The sequence below is a fragment of the Bacteroides sp. AM07-18 genome (assembly GCF_003602695.1).
GTDB lineage: Bacteria > Bacteroidota > Bacteroidia > Bacteroidales > Bacteroidaceae > Bacteroides > Bacteroides uniformis.
In genome coordinates this window covers 112,341-133,425 of the sequence record NZ_QTLM01000009.1, presented here as the reverse complement: position 1 = coordinate 133,425, position 21,085 = coordinate 112,341, and the positions used below count along the sequence as shown (strand labels likewise).

28 protein-coding genes are annotated in these 21,085 nt (G+C 38.2%); 3 read left to right on the top strand and 25 right to left on the bottom strand.

Annotation, left to right across the window (positions count from 1 at the left end; all coding sequences use genetic code 11):
• Positions 1–44 precede the first annotated feature (44 nt).
• On the top strand, positions 45–1,340 hold the full coding sequence (locus tag DW096_RS12510; protein WP_200998832.1) for a lytic transglycosylase domain-containing protein: 1,296 nt from the start codon (positions 45–47) through the stop codon (positions 1,338–1,340).
• A gap of 76 nt (positions 1,341–1,416) precedes the next feature.
• Positions 1,417–3,675, top strand: coding sequence for a bifunctional (p)ppGpp synthetase/guanosine-3',5'-bis(diphosphate) 3'-pyrophosphohydrolase (locus tag DW096_RS12505; RefSeq protein ID WP_118931069.1), 2,259 nt, complete (start codon positions 1,417–1,419; stop codon positions 3,673–3,675).
• Positions 3,676–3,692: 17 nt separating this feature from the next.
• Here DW096_RS12505 and DW096_RS12500 read toward each other — a convergent pair whose 3' ends face one another.
• The 24 genes from DW096_RS12500 to DW096_RS12385 form a co-directional block, all read right to left on the bottom strand.
• Positions 3,693–4,082: a MerR family transcriptional regulator gene (locus DW096_RS12500; RefSeq protein ID WP_005824060.1), complete on the bottom strand. Its 390-nt coding sequence runs from the start codon at positions 4,080–4,082 to the stop codon at positions 3,693–3,695.
• A 29-nt stretch (positions 4,083–4,111) separates the two neighbouring features.
• A complete protein-coding gene (locus tag DW096_RS12495) occupies positions 4,112–5,080 on the bottom strand; it encodes a M23 family metallopeptidase (RefSeq protein WP_005824061.1) in 969 nt (322 codons plus the stop codon).
• Positions 5,081–5,412: 332 nt separating this feature from the next.
• Positions 5,413–6,354, bottom strand: coding sequence for a hypothetical protein (locus tag DW096_RS12490; protein ID WP_118931073.1), 942 nt, complete (start codon positions 6,352–6,354; stop codon positions 5,413–5,415).
• Between the two features lie 157 nt (positions 6,355–6,511).
• Positions 6,512–7,333: a hypothetical protein gene (locus DW096_RS12485; RefSeq protein WP_118931068.1), complete on the bottom strand. Its 822-nt coding sequence runs from the start codon at positions 7,331–7,333 to the stop codon at positions 6,512–6,514.
• A gap of 160 nt (positions 7,334–7,493) precedes the next feature.
• Positions 7,494–7,784, bottom strand: coding sequence for a hypothetical protein (locus DW096_RS12480; RefSeq protein WP_195433559.1), 291 nt, complete (start codon positions 7,782–7,784; stop codon positions 7,494–7,496).
• Positions 7,785–7,802: 18 nt separating this feature from the next.
• Complete coding sequence (locus DW096_RS12475; protein WP_118931067.1) at positions 7,803–8,249, bottom strand: hypothetical protein; 447 nt, start codon at positions 8,247–8,249, stop codon at positions 7,803–7,805.
• 34 nt (positions 8,250–8,283) lie between these two features.
• Positions 8,284–8,442 carry a hypothetical protein gene (locus DW096_RS19290; RefSeq protein WP_158589300.1) on the bottom strand — a complete coding sequence of 53 codons (159 nt, stop codon included), beginning with the start codon at positions 8,440–8,442 and terminating at the stop codon, positions 8,284–8,286.
• Between the two features lie 6 nt (positions 8,443–8,448).
• Positions 8,449–8,700 carry a hypothetical protein gene (locus tag DW096_RS12470; RefSeq protein WP_118931066.1) on the bottom strand — a complete coding sequence of 84 codons (252 nt, stop codon included), beginning with the start codon at positions 8,698–8,700 and terminating at the stop codon, positions 8,449–8,451.
• A gap of 55 nt (positions 8,701–8,755) precedes the next feature.
• A complete protein-coding gene (locus DW096_RS12465) occupies positions 8,756–8,953 on the bottom strand; it encodes a hypothetical protein (protein ID WP_118931065.1) in 198 nt (65 codons plus the stop codon).
• A 63-nt stretch (positions 8,954–9,016) separates the two neighbouring features.
• The gene (locus tag DW096_RS12460) at positions 9,017–9,631 is read right to left on the bottom strand and encodes a hypothetical protein (RefSeq protein ID WP_118931064.1); all 615 of its coding nucleotides are present in this window, start codon (positions 9,629–9,631) and stop codon (positions 9,017–9,019) included.
• Positions 9,632–10,265: 634 nt separating this feature from the next.
• Positions 10,266–11,306: a hypothetical protein gene (locus DW096_RS19580; RefSeq protein WP_233555719.1), complete on the bottom strand. Its 1,041-nt coding sequence runs from the start codon at positions 11,304–11,306 to the stop codon at positions 10,266–10,268.
• A 92-nt stretch (positions 11,307–11,398) separates the two neighbouring features.
• The gene (locus tag DW096_RS12440) at positions 11,399–12,031 is read right to left on the bottom strand and encodes a hypothetical protein (RefSeq protein WP_117867070.1); all 633 of its coding nucleotides are present in this window, start codon (positions 12,029–12,031) and stop codon (positions 11,399–11,401) included.
• Positions 12,032–12,045: 14 nt separating this feature from the next.
• Complete coding sequence (locus tag DW096_RS12435) at positions 12,046–13,098, bottom strand: penicillin-binding transpeptidase domain-containing protein (RefSeq protein WP_120136876.1); 1,053 nt, start codon at positions 13,096–13,098, stop codon at positions 12,046–12,048.
• Positions 13,070–13,387, bottom strand: coding sequence for a hypothetical protein (locus DW096_RS12430; RefSeq protein ID WP_117867068.1), 318 nt, complete (start codon positions 13,385–13,387; stop codon positions 13,070–13,072). The genes DW096_RS12435 and DW096_RS12430 overlap by 29 nt, the downstream gene beginning before the upstream one ends.
• A 2-nt stretch (positions 13,388–13,389) precedes the next feature.
• Positions 13,390–13,743, bottom strand: coding sequence for a hypothetical protein (locus DW096_RS12425; protein WP_118931063.1), 354 nt, complete (start codon positions 13,741–13,743; stop codon positions 13,390–13,392).
• Positions 13,744–13,851: 108 nt separating this feature from the next.
• A complete protein-coding gene (locus DW096_RS12420; protein ID WP_117867066.1) occupies positions 13,852–14,193 on the bottom strand; it encodes a hypothetical protein in 342 nt (113 codons plus the stop codon).
• Between the two features lie 119 nt (positions 14,194–14,312).
• On the bottom strand, positions 14,313–14,564 hold the full coding sequence (locus tag DW096_RS12415) for a hypothetical protein (protein ID WP_233555718.1): 252 nt from the start codon (positions 14,562–14,564) through the stop codon (positions 14,313–14,315).
• Positions 14,565–14,568: 4 nt separating this feature from the next.
• Positions 14,569–14,976 carry a hypothetical protein gene (locus DW096_RS12410; protein ID WP_117867065.1) on the bottom strand — a complete coding sequence of 136 codons (408 nt, stop codon included), beginning with the start codon at positions 14,974–14,976 and terminating at the stop codon, positions 14,569–14,571.
• A gap of 2 nt (positions 14,977–14,978) precedes the next feature.
• A complete protein-coding gene (locus DW096_RS12405) occupies positions 14,979–15,689 on the bottom strand; it encodes a hypothetical protein (protein WP_118931062.1) in 711 nt (236 codons plus the stop codon).
• A 6-nt stretch (positions 15,690–15,695) separates the two neighbouring features.
• Complete coding sequence (locus DW096_RS12400) at positions 15,696–16,070, bottom strand: TerB family tellurite resistance protein (RefSeq protein ID WP_117867063.1); 375 nt, start codon at positions 16,068–16,070, stop codon at positions 15,696–15,698.
• A 366-nt stretch (positions 16,071–16,436) separates the two neighbouring features.
• Positions 16,437–17,024, bottom strand: a complete 588-nt coding sequence (locus tag DW096_RS12395; RefSeq protein WP_117867088.1) for a tyrosine-type recombinase/integrase — start codon at positions 17,022–17,024, stop codon at positions 16,437–16,439.
• 155 nt (positions 17,025–17,179) lie between these two features.
• A complete protein-coding gene (locus DW096_RS12390; RefSeq protein ID WP_009037602.1) occupies positions 17,180–17,452 on the bottom strand; it encodes a hypothetical protein in 273 nt (90 codons plus the stop codon).
• A 75-nt stretch (positions 17,453–17,527) separates the two neighbouring features.
• Positions 17,528–17,650, bottom strand: coding sequence for a hypothetical protein (locus tag DW096_RS19670; RefSeq protein ID WP_255421214.1), 123 nt, complete (start codon positions 17,648–17,650; stop codon positions 17,528–17,530).
• A 48-nt stretch (positions 17,651–17,698) separates the two neighbouring features.
• Complete coding sequence (locus DW096_RS12385) at positions 17,699–18,715, bottom strand: DUF3871 family protein (protein ID WP_118931061.1); 1,017 nt, start codon at positions 18,713–18,715, stop codon at positions 17,699–17,701.
• A gap of 611 nt (positions 18,716–19,326) precedes the next feature.
• Between DW096_RS12385 and DW096_RS12375 the strand changes: the two genes are divergently transcribed.
• A complete protein-coding gene (locus DW096_RS12375; protein ID WP_118931059.1) occupies positions 19,327–20,046 on the top strand; it encodes a restriction endonuclease in 720 nt (239 codons plus the stop codon).
• A 77-nt stretch (positions 20,047–20,123) separates the two neighbouring features.
• Here DW096_RS12375 and DW096_RS12370 read toward each other — a convergent pair whose 3' ends face one another.
• A complete protein-coding gene (locus DW096_RS12370; RefSeq protein ID WP_181986311.1) occupies positions 20,124–20,954 on the bottom strand; it encodes a hypothetical protein in 831 nt (276 codons plus the stop codon).
• Positions 20,955–21,085: the final 131 nt, after the last annotated feature.

Sequence of the window (21,085 nt, the reverse complement as noted above, 5' to 3'; positions counted from 1 at the left end):
AATTAAAGCATAAATTATTACCTATGATACACAAGGCCATATATATGAAAAGAATTATCCTCGGTTCCTCGCTTCTGTTTTGCGCCCTCTTCACCGCTCCGGCCATGCATGCGCAAGAAAGCGTGGAAGTGCTTATCCGCGAAAACGGCACGGAACGCCAGGAATCCATCGAGCTGCCCAAAAGCATGACCTATCCGCTGGACAGCCTGCTCAATGACTGGAAAGCCAAGAATTACATAGACTTGGGAAAAGACTGCAGCACCTCTACCGTAAACCCGATGTTCAGTGACTCTGTATACATAGACCGGTTGTCGCGCATGCCGACCGTCATGGAAATGCCATACAACGAGATTGTGCGCAAGTTCATCGACATGTATGCCGGACGCCTGCGCAACCAGGTTGCCTTCATGCTGAGCGCCTGCAACTTCTATATGCCCATCTTCGAAGAAGCACTGGATGCCTACGGCCTGCCGCTCGAACTGAAATACCTGCCCATCATAGAATCCGCTCTCAACCCTTCTGCCGTATCCCGTGCGGGAGCTTGCGGACTATGGCAATTTATGCTTGCCACCGGAAAGATATACGGACTGGAAAGCAATAGCCTCGTAGACGAACGCCGTGACCCGATAAAGGCGACCTGGGCGGCAGCACGCTACCTGAAGGACATGTATGACATTTACAAAGACTGGAACCTGGTGATTGCCGCCTACAACTGCGGTCCGGGCACCATCAACAAAGCCATCCGCCGCTCGGGAGGGAAAACCGATTATTGGGAAATCTACAACTATCTGCCCAAAGAGACACGCGGCTACGTGCCCGCCTTCATTGCCGCCAACTACGTAATGACCTACTACTGCAAGCACAACATCTGCCCCATGGAAACCGACATTCCGGAAGCAACCGATACGGTGCAAGTAAGCCGTAACCTTCATTTCGAGCAGATTTCCGACCTATGCGGCATCAGCCTGGACCAGATAAAGAGCCTGAATCCCCAATTCAAGAAAAGCATCATCCCCGGAGAGAGCAAGCCGCAGACGCTACGCCTCCCCATCAACTACATCAGTGCCTTCATTGACAAGCAAGACACCATCTATGCCCACCGCAGCAACGAACTGTTCAAGAACCGCAGAGTCGTGGCCGTTTCCAATACACGCTCGACGGCACGTAGCAGCAAAGGCAGTACCGCTACGGGGAATGTCACCTACCACAAGATACGCAGTGGCGAGAATCTCGGCAGCATTGCACGGAAATACGGTGTCACTGTCAATCAGTTAAAAAGTTGGAATGGATTGCGCAGTACCAGAATCTCCGCAGGAAAGCGCTTGAAGATTTATAAATAAAGACATAAACGCTTGCCCGGTGTTGAAAATTGCTTATTTTTGCAAAAAGTGAAGTGAAGAAAGGAGAAAGCAGTATATGGAAGAAAATATAAGTCAGAAGGAAAAGGAAAAAGCCGAAGAGGAAATGATCGAACAGGCATTCCAAGAACTGTTGAACGACTATTTGGCCACCAAGCACCGCAAGCGCGTCGAAATAATAACCAAAGCATTCAACTTTGCCAACCAGGCGCATAAGGGCATCAAGCGTCGTTCCGGCGAGCCCTACATCATGCACCCCATTGCTGTGGCAAAGATTGTCTGTAATGAGATAGGACTGGGGTCTACTTCCATATGCTCGGCATTGCTGCATGATGTGGTGGAGGACACCGACTACACCGTAGAGGATATTGAAAACATCTTCGGTCCCAAAATCGCCCAGATTGTAGACGGGCTGACAAAGATTTCCGGCGGTATCTTCGGCGACCGTGCCTCGGCGCAGGCAGAGAACTTCAAGAAGCTGCTGCTCACCATGTCCGACGATATCCGGGTTATCCTCATCAAGATAGCCGACCGTCTGCATAACATGCGTACACTCGGCTCCATGCTGCCCAACAAGCAGTTCAAGATTGCAGGCGAAACACTCTATATTTATGCCCCGCTCGCCAACCGCCTCGGCTTGTACAAAATCAAGACAGAACTGGAAAACCTGAGCTTCAAGTACGAACATCCGGAAGAGTACCACGAGATAGAAGAGAAACTGGAAGCCACCGCCGTGGAGCGCGACAAGGTATTCAATGAGTTCACCGCTCCGATACGGGCACAACTGGACAAAATGGGACTGAAATACCGTATCCTTGCCCGTGTAAAGTCCATCTACTCCATCTGGAACAAAATGCAGACCAAGCATGTCCCCTTCGAGGAAATCTATGATTTGCTTGCTGTCCGCATCATCTTCGAGCCCCGCAATATAGAGGAAGAGCTAAACGACTGCTTCGACATTTACGTCTCCATATCCAAGATATACAAGCCCCACCCTGACCGCCTGCGCGACTGGGTGAGCCATCCCAAAGCCAACGGCTACCAAGCCCTGCACGTCACCCTTATGGGTAACAACGGGCAATGGATTGAAGTACAAATCCGCAGTGAACGCATGAATGACGTTGCCGAACAAGGCTTTGCCGCCCACTGGAAATACAAAGAAGGCGGAGGCAGCGAAGATGAAGGCGAACTGGAGAAATGGTTGCGTACCATCAAGGAAATTCTGGACGACCCACAACCGGACGCCATCGATTTTCTCGATACCATCAAACTGAACTTGTTTGCATCGGAAATTTTCGTCTTCACCCCGAAAGGCGACCTCAAGACCATGCCGCAGAACTCTACGGCACTGGACTTTGCCTTCTCCTTGCATACCGACATCGGCAGCCACTGCATCGGCGCCAAGGTAAACCACAAACTGGTTCCCCTAAGCCACAAGCTGCAAAGCGGTGACCAGGTAGAGATATTGACCTCCAAATCGCAACGCGTACAGCCGGAGTGGGAAGTGTATGCCACCACTGCCCGCGCCCGCGCCAAGATTGCCGCCATCCTGCGCAAAGAGGCGAAAGCCTATCAGAAAGAAGGTGAAACCATACTGAACGAATTCTTCAAAAACGAGGATATACGTATGGATGATGCTGCTCTGGACAAGCTGACCAGGCTGCACGGCTTCCACACCCGCGACGAGCTGCTCGTTGCCATCGGCAACAAACGGGTTGTGCTGGGCGATGCCGACAAGAACGTGTTCAAGGAAAAGCAGAACAGCAACTGGAAGAAGTTCCTGACCTTCTCCTTCGGTAACAAGGACAACAAGGATGCCAAAGAACAACCGGAAGAGAAAGCACCACAAGAGAAAATCAACACCAAGCAGATTCTGAAGCTGACGGAAGAGACCATCTCAAAGAACTATATTATGGCCGACTGTTGCCACCCCATTCCGGGTGACGACGTACTGGGATACATCGACGAGCAAAACCGTGTTGTCATCCACAAGCGCCAATGCCCCATTGCCACCCGCCTTAAGAGTAGCTACGGAAACCGTATCATCGCCACCGAGTGGGACACTCACAAGGATTTGTCGTTCCTCGTCACCATATATATAAAAGGTATAGACAGCATGGGATTGCTGAACGAAGTAACTCAAGTCATCTCCCGCCAGCTCAACGTGAATATCCGTAAACTGACCATCGAAACCAACGATGGTATCTTCGAAGGAAAGATACAACTCTATGTACACGATGTGGACGACGTGCGCACTATCTGCAATAACCTGAAGCAGATACAGAATATAAAACAAGTGACGAGAGTAGAGGAATAAACGGAGTGGTATTTATTCTACTTCAGTCCTTGAATATTTTCCTTCAAGCTCTCCACATCCTCGTAAGTAAACTCATCCAATGCCAGTTTCATGCCTACCAGTTCTTCGCGGATAGCTCTCAGGCGATCTACGATTTCAAAGTTGCGTATCGTAGCTTCTTTATTGTCTTTCATCCGTTGGCGGGCGCCGGGCAAGGTCATTCCGCGCTCCTTCACCAGATGATAGATAAGTTTCACTGTCTCAATGTCCTCCTTACGGTACTGGCGTATTCCCCGCCCCCCCTTCTTCGGATTGAGTTGCGGAAACTCCTTTTCCCAGAAACGGAGCAGCGATTCGTTGACATCGAACATGGCAGCCACCTCGCTGATGGAGTAATATAACTTTAAATTCTTATCTGTATTCAGCATGATGTAATCCTTTCTCTATAAATCATCCGTCAATCAAGCACCTTACCATGGTTCGCCGCAATCTGTATCATGCGGTCATAATCCTCGGCACTGAGATCCATGAAGTAGTAGTTGACGGGATTCACAACTTTTCCCTTAACGTGTACTTCGTAGTGCAAGTGCGGACCAGTACTCTTGCCCGTACTGCCTACCCCGCCAATGACCTCACCACGTACCACTTTCTTGCCCAACTTCGTCCGGAAATCGCGCAAGTGTGCATACACCGTCTGATAACCGAAGCCGTGGTCTATCACAATTCTGTTGCCATAGCCCGATTGCCAGCCCATCTGCACCACGGTGCCATCTCCCGTGGCATAGACATCCGTGCCCTGGGGAGCCGAAAAGTCCATACCCTCATGGAACTTGCTGGTACCATAAATGGGGTCGATACGCGTACCGTAACCCGAAGCGGTCTTACGGAGGTCTTTATTGGAAACCGGCTGTATGGCAGGAATGCAGCGCAGCATTTCATCATGATTCTTGCACATCTCCACCACATCGTCAAAGGAGCGGGACTGGATATAGAGTTGCTTGCTAATCATATCCATTTTCTGCGTGGTATTGATAACCAAGTCGGAGTTAGCCATATCCATCAGATGCTCATAGCGGTTGGTACCGCCGTATCCAGCCTGACGGATGGCAGAAGGAATAGGGTCGGCCATGAAAATCACCCGGTACAGATTGTCATCACGCTGCTGTATGTCTTGCAGCACTCCCATAGCCTCGTCCAGCCGGCGGGAGAGGACGTTGTACTGCGCCTGCAGTTTGCTGTTCTCCTTTCGCAACTCCTTCTCCGACGGAGAGCCGAAGATAAGCAGCAATACGATGAAACTTCCCGCACCCAGCCCCATACCGATGAACAAACGGCGGAGAATGCTCAGCGCCCGCTGCCTCACGGTAGGATAAATACGGTCGTACGTCTGCGTCTGGGGATTATAAATGTAGTAAACTTTGCGCATCTTAGGAAATATTTCGCTTGTCAATGCGACAAAAGTAATAAAAACAAGCTATCTTTATTACCCATACTGATTACCAAGCGATTAAACATATGGTTATTAAATTCCGTAACAAATATCTCACCTCAACCGCTACAAAAATACATCTTCTAGCCATAACAGCCAATTATTTAAGAAAAGAAAGCAATTAAAATAAAACATTTATCCTATCAGAATATTCTATACGACATTCTTCCAACATAACAATGACTAGTTGGTTCACGATATAATTTCCTGGCATCACTTGTAATAGAGATAAAAAAGCCAGCTATCATCTCGATAACTGGCTTTTAATTTTACTCATCAGTAGAAGTTCTTTGAGATTGTTTGAACTGCTCGTAGAATTTGTTAAGAAGACGATTTATAATGGTCTCTTTGGTATCGCCACCTCGTTGTCCTTTGGCTTTCTCTATCTGCTCTGCTTTCTCTTTGCTCAAACTTGAAAAGAAGGCAAACAGATTGTCAATCACACTAACTTTTTGTTCATCGTCTGCTTCATCGTATTTATTGATAACCCAATCAACGAGAGTTCGACTTTTGAGAACCTCTTTAGAGAGGTGTTCTGCTGCTGCTTTTAATAATTTCTCACCTCTTTCCAATCCATTAGTTTTCCGTAATTTATCACTTATCTTACCTGCCATTGCATCTGCCATTATCTCTTTAGTAATACTCGCTTTAAACGTTCCCCATTTTGAGGCAGTTGGTAATGGATAACCTTGTTCAGTAAGCTTCACGATAAAATCAAGTAGCGGAAGTTTCTCTTTGCACGCCATTTTAGCCCCCTTAGGAAAGTCGCCTCCCTTCCAGGGATTTGTACAAATGTTAATTTCTGAAAACATTCTCGAGATTGCAATTTCTTCATTCAAAGCAAAGATAAGATAGAACTCACCTTTGTACTTTTCTTCATCTTTTAAGTCCTTGTTAGCTTCCAGAAGATTCAGATGACCTTTGTAACGGTGGTTTGCATCCACTAACACAACGTACCGGGCTGCATCAGCTGCGCTAATGATTTCTCCCGTTTCAAAATCTACAATTTCCAATCCGGCTTCTATAACCTTCGTTGCATACACTATGATAGCAGGAACTAACATTCCATTTGCCTTCATGGACTTCATTTTGGCTTTAACCACCTTTTCGTCAAAGTTACGATTACCTGATAGCCTAGCTATCTTGAGTCCTTTACTGGCTAGCACCGCTAGTGTTAAAACTTGAAGTGCCAGCTCATTTTTTTGGTTCATAATAAAAATAGGACATCCCAGTAGAAACATTTCTACTCTCGTTCCTTTCTGGTGGCAAAGGTCGATAAAAAACGGGACATAAGAATTTGTCCTAGGGGGGGATAACATGAGATGTCGTGTTAATGATTCCCCCAATTTTAAATGGATTGGATAACCTTCATTTTGTGAATATTATAATCTCTTTTATACGGTCTCTCTTAGCCTTATTGATTCGATATTTGTTATTCATAATGGAATAATCATTAGAGAAATACCCCAAAAACATCAAAGTATCATAAATGAAACATGCAGGTTTAGTCTTTAGTTTTGTACGTGATGGAGAAGGAAGAACAAATCCTTTTTGTATCAATCTTTTATATAAGTGGTTAGTAATGTAAGTTTGCGATTTTAAAATTTCAGCCTCTTTATTCTTCATTTGCTTAAGAGCACTTTTGTCAATAGAAATAGGTCGTGGATTACTAGCAGCATAGGTGTATATACCCTCCTTTTTCTCATAAATAAAACTGGTGGGAGGATTGGAACGGTTCCAGACTATTAATGGGGCATATTCTTCCAACTTATGGCTTATCTTCAAGTGCTCAAATAATTCGTTCTGTATAGCTGTTTCTATAATTTTCTGCTCGTCAGCTTCTAAGGTTTTACGCTCATTGGTATCAGATACGAGTTTAATCTCTTGTGCCTTTTTAAATAACAACAATAAATTACAGAGACGAATTAGTTTATGGTCACAAATAAGGAAATCAAAACAATTAATTAAGTCCTCAAATTTTTTAGAAGTAAACTCTTCTATGATTTCATATTCTTGAGCACATTTACAAATATATGCTCTCACATCTTCAATCGTCTCAAAAATGGTTGAACAGTCCGCTTGCGTTTGCAATAAATTGGGGGATTCATTAGTAATCTTAATGATAGCCAATAAATGCTCAATCAGATAGGTAGGAACATTTAAATCTTCTTTTGACGACATTCTAACCATACACTTGCATCTTATCTTTTTGGCAAATATAGTAATCTTACTGCATTATTACAAATTTACGAAATTATTTAACAAAACAAAAAGATATTCAATAATTAGTTTCTTTCTCATATATCTCATTGTTTTACCTATTTATCAGTCTAACATGAGAAAAACATTTTTATATTCTCCGTTCCTTATCATATCCCAGATTGTAGAACTTCTTAAAGCCTTTCCATATACAGCATGGAAATTCCACCATAACACCTATGATGATAAATGGCAGGAAAGGTAGAAAAAGGCTACTCCAACCATAGCACAAACACAACCCTACAATTACGCCTATGACATATAAGGTTGTCATAATTCCGCAACCTATCATTACTCCTCTTCCTCCTGCCATTGCGTATTTAATTGGAGCATTGGGAGTGAAAAACTCCGGTTGTTTATTGGGCATTAGTTTACCAGCCATATTAATTCATTAGATTTATTAGTTATTACGTTCTTTATCTATAATGTGAAATATATCTTTAAATGTAATTCCTATTGCAGACATATCATAGCTCTTTATAACTCCTTCATTGGAAATTACTCTTACTTGTAATACATCTTCATTTGACCTATAAGATGTCATATGGTGAGTACGTTTTTTATCAAATTCTGGGGTAAATATATCCAATTCATTCTTAAAATGAGATTGATTAATATAGTTTACTATGTAGTCATAATCGTTAATGATTTGGCATAATTTTATAAAGTCTTGACAACAATAGATAGATTTCTTATAATCTTCAAACATTAACTTAAAGCTATCCACTGTATATTCCTTATTAGCATTATAAAACTTTATTCTTGCTATAACTCCGTCTGATAAATCAGATAATTTAGTTATTCTTTTTTGTGGTTTGCTTATCCACATTTCTTCCATTAAGTTCATAAGTCGTTCCTCCTATGGATGAATATATTAATAACTAGAAGCGCATATCTGTAACTCCATCTGTAACTTCCCATTCTCCTTTACAATTAAACAATTCTTTTATCTCTTCGTCAGTACGTATAATGTTAGCTTCATTCAGAACTTGGAATTTACCATAATCCTCATAAATTAGTTCTGATAGTTCATTATTCATATTAATTCATTTAAGATTACCTTTACTAATTAATCCTTCTATAATGAAGTCTCTTATTGTATCTAGATATTCATTTACTTGCTTTTCCACATACTTACGTGGAAATCCCCCTCCAAAGTTCTCGTTACCTGCTATATTAATAGTATAGCTACATTCTCCATTTTCTTCGTATGGTGGAAGTAAATGGTCCATTACAATTCTAAGAGACGCATCATATACTTCCAATACTACTTCACCGCTTTTAAATTCACGTTTCATAATTCCACTTATGCCATTTTATATGAAAAAATGTATCAATTATCAGATAACTAAATTAATATATAGTATTGTTATCTGGCAGTATATAATCATCTGGTGCATCATGCGGTATACATGGGTCTGACTTCCATTCACCAATAGTTATCTCCGCTAATATATCGTTCACTCCCTCTTCTGTTAATTCCCCAGAATTACATTTAGCACAAAGCTCATCTATAAGTTCTATGTATTCATTCATTGTCACCTTTCTCATAGTTCATTCCTCCTATTAGTGTAGTTCCTATTAATGGATATATGAGATATTTATCTGTTAATATTAATCCCAAAATGCTTCAAGTATATTCCTTCCCCAGTCTCCACCCCATACCATTTTTTCACCACATTTAGGACAATGCTTTTCATCCCAAACTTCTAATTGAATACTACCACAATGAACACATTTGATATTGAAATCATCCACAAAACTATTATAAGTCACATCATTGTTACAATCATTACAATGAATAATTTGCTTCTTACCTCTTCTTATCATTCTAACAATGTCTTTTGAAGTTGTATAGTACTTCATGTGTGGTAATCTCTTGTCAACATCTGTCATATTCTGAAAGTCTATTTCTATTTGATACGGAATTTCAGAAATAACCTGTGATGAACAGTGATTGCACTTTTTAGCTTTCTCTCTTTTGCTATATTCTACCAATTCCTTATTGTTGTAATCCTCACCATAGACTGTTACTAGGTTAACATTATCAAGTTCACTTTCTTCATCAAACTCAGACATACAATCCTCTGTTGCAACCAAAGAACTCTGTATTGTTTGACAAGCCTTACAAATATAAACTTCATAATAGTCTCTGAACCCACAACCAAAATGCAGTACCGGTGTTGTGTAGCCACATTTAGTACATTCATATTGCTTTAATTCCCCCATATTTTTTTATTTAATGCAGTAGGTATTAAATACCCACGGTATAAGTAGCAATGAAAATAACAGCAGCACCCCTGCATCCTTCCATTCCTTATTTACCAATTTGTAAATCAATGGTACAAGAAGTATCATCATACTAGCAGCACAAATCCAAGTTTCAAGGTTGTCAATATAGTCTAACCGTCTTTTAAAAACAGCTTGGTATATACGACTGTATCTATTCTGTTCGCTTATCAGACTGTGAACAAACGTTCTAATCAAACTGAATGTCATGGCAGCCAGTATAGAATATTCTATCTGTTTTAGATATTTCATATACCCAATACTTCAAAGATGGATTCACTTACTATTTCCATATTACCTATATACACAAGGAACTTAGGCACTGCAAATAGCAAAAACAATAAGGTTGCCTGCATCCAGTTTCTTTTGTATAAATGCCAGACCGCAATCAGTGTGATAATACAACCAATAATCCACCATGCCAACTCGTATTCCTCAAATAGATAACCGTAATAGTTGGGTGACGGTTTATTAGTAAGCAACCAACTGCATACTATCCAAATAAGATATGCAGTTTTCCAATCTGTAAAGTATTTGACAATATCACACCTCATCTATATAACTAACTTTGTAATCAAACATCAGTGGTAATTGGTGGAATATTCATATCTAATGCCATAAAACGGAGTGTGTCCATTGCATAATATTCTCCACAAGATGTTGCCATTTTGTCTGGACATGGAGTTATACCAACCCGCTTTAAATCCAAACGGTCTGCGTCAAAACAAATATCAATAGTTGGATTGCCCGTTTTATGTATTGTTGTATGCAGTCTGCAAGCTTGTTCCAATAAAGAGAACTCCTTATTGTCCAAATCTTTTAGCAAGGTATCTCTCATTGTATAAAGCATATCTGCTGCCCTCTCGCCATGCTTTAAGTCTGTTTCATTATTCAACCTGCATTTATCGTGTAGATAGGCAAATAAGCATACCACTTTTATATTCACCTCTTTACGGAAACATAGTTCACCATTACACATGATTAAACTCAATAAAATGCCATTACGCTCTACTCTTTGCCAATGTGACAAACCATGAATTTCTCCAAGCGTCCAACCATTGATTGCAAATTGTTTTATCTCTTTAATGTCTGGTATTGGAGGTAAAGTTAGCTTATTCATATTAGAACGGTCAATAATGGGAACATTAGGAAAAAAATTCCTTATGTATTTAAGTCCTTCTTTTGTTGCTCCACGATATTGTAGGATACGCGTACTTCTTGTTGGCATATCTTGTTGTGATACATTCCAAAATATTCGTGCATCCTCTATCAAGCCTATTTCTTGTCCGTTTATATAACAATTGAAAAGGCTATAGCCAAACAGTTGTTCCTTTAATTCACTTAAGTAAACACGGCTTGTCGAACTTCCTATTATAGCGTATTCTATAGTGTATTGTTTACCAATCTTCAGATTCTTGTGTTTCTGTTCAAGCCAGCCATCATAATTGTTAACACAAATGGCTCTCACAACACCATCCTTCTCACTGGGTATATTCTTATTAGGTACTATATATTTACTAATATTATTATCTTGCTTACTAGCGGCAGCATTCCCTTGCTTTATAAGAAAGTAGAAAAGGATTGCAGTGATTACTATTACTAAAATTGCTTCCATGATATTCTATTACTAAGAATTATACAATCAATCACTTCCATGCCAATAACAGAAAACTAACAACGAATAAACTTCAAATGCTGCCTTTCTTCTTATGCATCATCACGTTTGGTATTAAACCCCTTTATAATGATTCGTTCTTTAGTCTTTTGTAATTCTTGCTCTCCATTCAAATTCTTGAACTCCTCTTGTAGACATCGGTAAGCAATGAAGAAATTGTCTAAATTAGCTTGAAGGTAACTGGCAATATTGGGTATTCCTATAATAAATGGCATAACATATTTACAATGTAAACAAACTTCACTTTCTTCTTTTTCAACAGAATAAAAGATTGTGGGTCTCATACTAATATTCGTTTCATTAATAGCATCTTTTAGTTTATTTATTTCCAGATTTGCTAAACTTATTCTTGCCCAGTATGTATCCCAAATTGTAATAAATGGAGATTCATTCTCTGCATCAATAGAAAAATATTCTCCTTGATATATAAATCTTATCCTTCTCGTTTCTTTATTTTCTTCTGAACGACATCCAATTTCTTTCAAGGTCTTAATAACCAAATTTCTTGTTTTATTATCTTCTGCATCAATAGCCGCATCTACAGCCTCATTCATTTTAGTATAGCCAGACTGTTCTTGGTCTTCGTCATTAAATGAATAGCCAATCCTACCAAAGAAATAAGCAGCAACTATAAGTATTATGCCCAAAACTATCCAACCTTCCATATTATATCTTGTTATTATTCAAATACCACACTGTTAACTATCTTCTTAAACACGTCACCTGCCATCAGTCCACCACTAGCAGGCAAACCAGTCTTGTTAATGGAAACAATAATACTATACTTGGGATTGCCAGTAGGGAAGTAACCACAGAACTCCACTGCATACATCGTATTGCCATTATCTGTAGAGACTATGATAGTGCCTTGTTTTCCTGCTACGGTAGTCTTATCTGACTTGGCAGGTTGCCCCAGTCCGTCTGTTACATTATATGCCAGTGCCAGTTTCAAGCTGTCGATATTAGCCTTATCTGCTATCTGGGGATTGATAACCACTACACTGTCCTTGTATAGTTGAGGCTGCACCATTTTCCCATCATTGGCGATAGCATTGTAGAATGTAAGGACTTGAATAGGAGAAACAGACAGTCCATATCCTATGCAGTTCCAAGTGATATTTTTTTCTGTAATCCTATAAGGTTGCAGAATGCCATTGATACTGTCTGGCTTGCCATAGCTCATTTTTGACAATACATCAAAGTATGCTTGTGCATTGTTACCAAAAGCATTCTCCATAGTCTTGACTGTAGCAATGTTTGAGCCACTAGCCAGTCCTTGCTTTACCGTAATTTCACCATAGCCGCCTCTATGCCAGTTATGGTCGAAAACTGTATCTCCCTTACAGACATAAATACCATTGCCAGCATTCACCCTATCACTCATTTTCACCTTTCCAGTTTCCAGTGCAGCCAATAACGAGACACCCTGCATCAAGCCAGTAGGCTGTTGTACAGAGAAGTTCTCGCATGGTTGGTAGTCTGCATTGTCTTTCCTTTCAAGTCCAACCAGAGCCTTTATTTGCCCACTCTGGACTTCCATAACAATTACCTGCCCAGATTGGGCATTAAGTTCAGACAACTTGCTTTCCAGTATGGCAGTAGCACTGGTCTGTAATGTAGTGTCTATACTGGAAACTGCCTCTGTAGCCTGCTGTTTGGATTGGCAGGAACAAATTAGTATTCCAAATAAACACAAAAACTTGCTACTTAAACCTTGCGTCAATGATACCATATTTTTTATAGATATACCGTATTTTAGTTTGAATAATAGCATCGTATTCTTTGACATTATACTCTTTATCTTTTATTGTCAAGGATGTGAATTTATATTCTTGCACACGATAAGCAAAGTTAGTATAGGCAATCTTTAGTTCCTTACAAAAACTGGCAGCCTCCGCAGTAGTGAAATTTGCATAGGCTTCATCTTCCAACATCATTAATACTTGTTGTAAACAAAGAGTACATTGCCTCTTCTCTCCTGCAAAGTGCGCATTTTGTTTTACTTTATCCCAGAATCCCATAATCAATCATCAGCATAAACTAAATTATCACCTTGTTCTGTCTTATAGCGAATAACTCTTGAACCAGAAGCATAGGAAGGATATAATGATATAGCTCTCTGTATAGTATCTGCCGTAGAGAAGTTGAAAAATGAACCAAACAAGTTCATTACCTCAATTAAAGGATGCAGATAATTCACTTTGTATTCCATATATCCCATACTTCTTAATTGTCCTCTGACTATCCTACAAATCTCTTTAAGTTCCGGTGAAATAGACTTTACTTTCCAACTTTTAGCAGGATTACAGTTTATTAATTTATCTGTAGCATTAATAATGGCTGTAGTATCTTTACTTGAAAATTTAATGTACATCATATTTGTAAATTTCATGAATTAGTTCTCTGGATAATAGCATGAAAGGATACATATACAATAGAGGTTTTAATTTTTTTACAGATTACAACTTTCTCTATTGTAGTCATATCATAATCCCCATTCTTGTAATTGTCCTCCTGCGGTATGAATTATATTTTCTATAAACATAGCCCATACTGCAAACTCCCCTGACCTTCCAGTTTCTCCCCACGGAACTTGTATTGTAGCTACAGTACTTTGTGGGAGACAATTGACATGAAAGTTCAATGTCTCATTATGCGAATTAATCTTTTGTGTTAATTCGATAATTTCTTCTGAATGGATAGAACAATAACTTCTTCCTTCATCTATCATTTCTGTTAGCTTCATCATTACGGTTGTTAGCACCTTTGCCTCTTGTTGAATGGCTGCAATATGCTTTTCCCTATCAGAATTTCCAAACATTCCCATATTAATTACGATTTTAGTTATTTACCTCCTTGTCCTCTTCCATAATTACACTCATAATCAGATGAATGATTTGTTAAATCGGGCTCAAAATGAAAACAAGAAACAGAATAGCCAATTTCCTATAACTCATTTTCAATACGTTCCTTCAATTTAAGCAATTCCCGATAATTATACCTATTATCATTCACTAAGGCTGCAATTTCTTTAGCTAATTTTTCCTTTTGCGGATGCTTGTCTGGATGTGACTTTTTTATAAGTTCTTTATAAAGCATTTTAGATTTGGCAATACTTTCCACGACATTATTGCTTTCATTTAATCGTTCTTTCCTGCCACTAAATGATTGAATCATTCTTTTAATCCATGCAAACATACTGTTAGATATAATAATTATTCAAATTAGCATAACCTTTCAGCGAGAACTTTCTACCCTTTCCGCTTGTTGCACCAACAACAATAAGAGTGTCAAATCCCATAGCCATTAACTGACGAATGAAAGCTGTATTTGATAATACATACTTTGAAATTTCCATAATTTCAGAATCAAGAAGATTTATATCATTTTCGATTGATATTTTAAATCCACTTCTGAACCAAAGCGAACTCATTTCATGGGAGAATTCCCTATCTCCTTGAGATATGGATACTTTACACAATCTGTTTAGTTCTCCAGAATAGAAAAATTCTCTAAAACTTTGATTCATTACATTTATAATCCTCATTCGTTCAAAAGAACCATCTAACAGAGAATTAAACAGATTATTGAAGAAATCTTTGATAGACATGGTTATAAAACTTTGCTCAACACTTCTCCGCTATTGCTGTAAATTACAGACGGATTTCCACCTTGCTCATCAATAAACTTTCTCATAATATTCATCAGAGCATCATTCATTGGCACATTTGCATCTATACCATACTTAATGGGGTTACTATGCTGTAATTGGTAAGCTATACTTACAAATAAATGTGCTTTAGTTTCTTCCCATGATGCTTTTTCATAGATATTCGCTAAGATATAAGCTTTTGTTGTAACCAATTTCCCAAACCAATCTTTGGCTGTTTGGTTTCTGAATGACATCAACTTTTGTGGCATCTCACCTTCAAAGATAGGAGTGGCTATCTGATTTCCACCGTTACCGCCTAAAGCCAAAAGCATCTTTATCATAATGATGATAAAGTTTTTTTGAAGTTCTTTACCTCTGTATTCCAATGCAAGTTCAGAATACATTCTATTAAATGGAGAAGTCGTAAGTAACTTATCAAAGGCATCTTTACCATATATACCTAAAACAGTACAAGCCGCATTCATATATCTGTAAAGATTCCTTTCCTCTAAAATGTGAACTTTCTCTATCTCATTGGGTTTTATATCATTGCAAAAATCAGCTAATGAAGCATACACAAAAGAATCAATCTGGCAACGGTCATTGGTTGATATACTACTTTTCCTCAATAAGCGTTCAAGTATTTCAAAAGAAATATTATTTATAGCCATAACATATTACAGTTTATTTATAATTTCAAGTGCTTCTTTTATTGACATTCTTGGCAAATCACAAATACTAGAAATCAAAGACCATGCTTTGATTTCTGAATCTTCAATCTTTCCATCAGCGCAAATTATTGCACCTAAATATGCTGTTACATACTTCTTTTCTTCATTTGTCATTTTGGAAATGATGCTACATGCTTCTGTTGAAGTGAGTTTGCTTGACTCATTAATAACAATTTTTACTTTATCTTCACTAACAACGCCAAAACGCACAAGTTCAACAAACATTAATGCTGTTTCTTCATTAGTTACCTTACCATCAGCATCAGCCATAACTGTAGCCATTTTCAGAATAGCGCCAAGTTCTTGATTTGTAAATATCATGGTATAAAATGTTGTGCCAACTAATTCCCAGATGAAAGCAGATTAAAAAAATAAGGTGTGGGAACTTACTGTTTTATCCCAAAGTCTGGTCTTCGCATTACCAATAGCATGGATAAAACAATAGCCCACACCAGTTTGATAATATCTAAAGACCTTATATGAGATATAAGGCAGGTATATATCAAATGATGTGGTGCTATTGCCATCATCTTCATGCTATTTATCAAAGTTGCGAAGTTTGACTTTAGAAGATAATTTCAATAACACCTTTCGTTAACTATGTCCTTCCAACTTCCCAACGCATTAGGCTGTTAGAATTGCCACAAAGATAACGAAAGGTATTGTATTTACAACAAAAATAATGTGTTAAAAACTAAGACAGTCATAGGTATTTAGTAGTTCTTCCTGCCTCAAACCTAAGTATCTTTTAGTAATGGTTACAGAACTATGATTGAACAGTTCCATGAGTTTTACTAGGGCAAGCTCTGAATTATCACTGTTCATATTATAAACTTGTCTGCCAAAAGTCTTTCTAAGTGAATGACAACTAAAGTTCTTAACCTTTAATTTATACTTCTTTTTCACCTCTTTCAGTATCACATTGATTCTTTGGATAGTGAAAACAGTCCCTTTCTGGCTCACTAAAATAGGTGCGTTAATCCCTATAGGCTTTATCTGTTCATAGCACTCTTTAATGTGCTGCCCAAGTTGGGTGTTTATCCTAATAGTTCTTACCTTATCTGTCTTTTTCTCTATCACTGTAAATTCACTGGTATTTAGTATCTGCTTCCAGTGTAAAGCCAGAATGTCAGATATTCTTAAGCCAGTGAAACAGCCCAAAGATATAAGAAGGGAAATTCTGTAATTTCCATCTTTAGCCAGTTTTCTTATCAAGTTCATTGCCTCGCTCCATTGCAGATAATCTGCTGTAGTGCTTGAATATTTTAAACTCATAATGTTCAGTTTTGTATGTAAATGAATAAAAGTGAATGTCATTTTTAAGTTGGAATATCCAACTTGCTGATAATCAAAGAAACATTCACTTTGTGAAGAAGTGAATATAATAAAAAAGGACACCAAGTTAATGATGTCCTTTGTTACGTTCAAGCCTATATGAACGGCAAATAGGCTTCATCCAATGCACCGCTCTCAATAATCTTTTTACAAAGTTCATGTGAGGCTTGATTTCTAAGGTCTGTACCATAGCTTTCATCACCAACCATTTGAATGATTGCCACAATGGTTCTCATAAGTTCTTGCTGTAGTGTACGGTGATAATATCTTGTACTCTCTGCAAACCTTTTAGGATTCCAACTATAATCGTTCAAGGCTCTTTCAAGTTCTTGCGCTGCCTTGTATTCGCGACTGTCTTCTATTACCATATCATTTAATATTTAAGAGGTTTATAAATAAAAAGGACACCTATACCTTATTATATAGATGTCCTCCATACCAAGCTATCCTTTAACAATGGCGTAGCCCAGCAGCAGGATATATCCCACCGCTATAAGTGGGAATAATGCCATTGCAATGAAGAATACCAAAGTAGCCAGTAACACGTAGAATAAATTCCGTAGCATAATCTCCAGTTTTGAGAAACCAGTAATAGGATATAATTCCAGATACAGCTAAGAAAGAAACCAGCTGTATCTTTCATCACCATGCAGAGCGGATGCAATGCCCGTTGCCAGTTCTGTAGCATTTACAGCCCGTTGCAGATAAGCGTCCACATAACTCATTTTGTTTGCTTGTGTCAAAAGGTTATGGAAATCGAACATTGATATAGCATTATCCTTCACTCCAAACACTTCATTCGTGTAATACTCGCGACAAACACTGTTTATCTGGCTGTCAGTGATTAAAAGTCTTGGTATTGCTTTCTGTCTCGCAGGTGAAAGAGCTTGGTACATTCGCATTCTGCCTATCACTTGTGCAAACTGTGTTTCAGACAGATAAATATCTGATAATGTCTGCATCAAATGTATTTCTTTGGCGGCATTGAAGCTGTTAAACAATTCCAGTACATTTCTGTAAAGCTCACTGATATTGGTTACTTCCATGTTGAACCTCACACCTTCACCAGTAAGAATCTGATTGGAACAGATTTTCATTCTCCAGCCAATAAAGACGGAAAACTTTTCCAAGCCTTTGGAAGAACGGTACAAATTCAAATCACTGTAATTCCTTACCCCACCTATACACAGTTCAAGCCTTTGCCCTCTTATCGTTTCAAAAATGGTTGGAACGGTAAAGGCAAAAGCAAGTCTTTGATAGAATTGTGTCTTTTCACATTCTAACAGTTCACTTGCTTTCTTGCCTAGTGCGGACGGTATTCTGCCACGTACTATATGTGAAACTCTTATTTCTGGAAAGTTCACCTTTTCACCTGCATAGAATGAGCTTGCAGCCTCATGCACACAAGAAACAAAGTCTTGGTGTGCAACGGTTAATTCCTGGTTTGCCCAAGTAGGCACAACACATTTGTTTGCAAGTTCTTCCAGTGTAATAGAATCTGTATTGGCTTCCAAGAAAGTAATACTTGGTTTTGCTGTTTCTTCCACAACTACCGTTGCATCCTCTGCAAATTCTCCTAAATTGCTGTTACTTCTCTGTGCCATGGCTGGCATAATCTGTAATGCTTCCATAATCTGTAAATTATTAAGTTGATAATTAGAAATTTCTCCATCTGAATGCCATATAAACGATAATGTACAGCACTATGGCAAACATTACCTTTGGGGCTGCAATGAACGGTACAATAAATATTGCACCAACCGTCAGAATTGCCTTTAAATCTTCCATAAGCGATAATTTATTGGTTAGTAATGAGTGAATTAAAAGGGAATGATAACCAGAAACAAAAAGCCTTCCAGCCTTGTACGCATGTGCATTTCTGTAATAAATCTGTATTTGCCCGTAATGGCTGTTACAGAATTTCAAGCGTTTGGGACTGGAAGGTGATTTCGCATCTGGTGTTCATTTCCCCTAAAGATACGGTGAGGGGAGTTAGGGGTAACACAACAGAAGCGCTTAAGACATACACCAGATACGGATATACATGCCAACCGTTTTTCTACTGCCAGTAATTCCACCCTATATGGCTCTGTACCTTATATGGAAACACTTCCCAGAACTAAAGGGGGAGGGGTATGATTTTAAGTACCTATATTTTATCATATCTATCTTTCAATTTTTGTAGATAATCACTATATTTGAGAAATATATATAGAGATAATAAAACCCAAAGACAAGAGATATGACACCTAGAGATTATGAAGAACTAATATGTTTATATTTTCGTAAACAAGGTTATAAGGCGAATTGTACTGCTTGTAGTGGAGATTACGGCATAGATGTATTTGCTGTTAAAGGAGAAGAGATGTTAGCTATTCAAGCTAAAATGTATGGAGCATCTACTCGTAAAGTTAATCGCCAGATGATAATGGAATTACATGGTGCCAAAGATTATTTCGATTGTACTAAGGCGATTCTTGTGACTAATGGAGAAGTATTACCAGATGCGATTCAAGTAGCGGAAAAATTAAATATTGAAATTCTATATTTTTTTTCTAATGAAGAGTTAGTAAAGTCAATTAACTACAATAGAGCAACTCCATCTATTACAAATAATTCCACAGATATTTATTCGTTTGATTATATATGGGATAAATACATAATGCCATTAAAAGGCAAGACCATTAAATGTGATAGATTGAAGAATAAAATATTAGATGTGAATTGGACTAAAATAACAAGGATAACTTCTACTGGAAGGATAGGAACTATTAAGATTGAGATTTTCAAGCAAACCATCAATACATTATTAAAAGAAGGACATATAACCCGTGATGAAATTAACCAGAACTATGTGGGTAGGGCTTCTTCTGGAGTTGTGTTAATACTTTCACAAGTTCCATTTATAGAAGTAAAAAAGAATCCAACTGAGCTAATTCTGAAAGCAAATTATAATAGGTAAAGATATTAATATAAAAGTTTCTAATTTTAGCAACTTAATGTCTGTGTTTAATGGGCACGCTAACCCTTTATTAAAATCTAAAAAGGTAAAAATGTTGCACCAATACCAGAGGTGGACAGCTTATTTAACAAATCATCATTTAATCTATATTTTAGTATTTGATAGCTATTTCCATCTTGACGTTTTACCATTATGTAATCGTCATCTTTACTTATGAATTTGCCAAGAAAATTATTATCATAATACAAATTTGTACCATAAGTAATCATTTTCCCATCTGGTAAAGTAATAAATTGTCCATCTATTATATTTTCAAGGTCTGAATTATATTCTCTACTTAATATATTAACCTTTTTACTTAAATCATTAATAGCGGTTAGAATCATGTTAGAATCTTGAGAGAGAGTTACTTTAGCAGGTAGAGTGGCAGGCTTCTCTATTGATAATAGTTGTAACAAAGAATTAACTTCTTTAATGTCCGCTTCGTAAGTATCTTTAATACACTTAGCCATCTCTGGTGTAGTTTTCTTCACCTCATCTATTCTGAGACTTTCATTATATGTTAATGTTCTGATACCAGATATATCAAATGGCATAGCTGTCCTATTATCCTTAATGAGGATGGTTCTAAGATTAAAGGCTTGTCTGATACCTAATTCATAGAAAACATTCGGATTTCTGGAACTTAAATCACATATAGCTATGTCGCATTTAAGTATCTGTTGTAATATATCCACTACAATGAAATTAGCTTTAGATGTATCATCTGCTCGAACTGGTTCAAAACCTGCTTCTATAACAGCTGGTTTGATTAAGTGTTCATATACTCTGGTAAAATGTCCTTTCTCATAACCATCAGCATCGCTAATTGGCATTATCACAAAACATTTTTTCTTTTCTTCTTCCATAGGTAGTGATTATTAATTATGCAAATGTAATACTTTATTTGAAACATTATCCTAAAAACATTAAACAACATATCTAACAATGAAAGCTAAACTCGCTAATTTGAATTACCACCATATTAGATACACAAAAA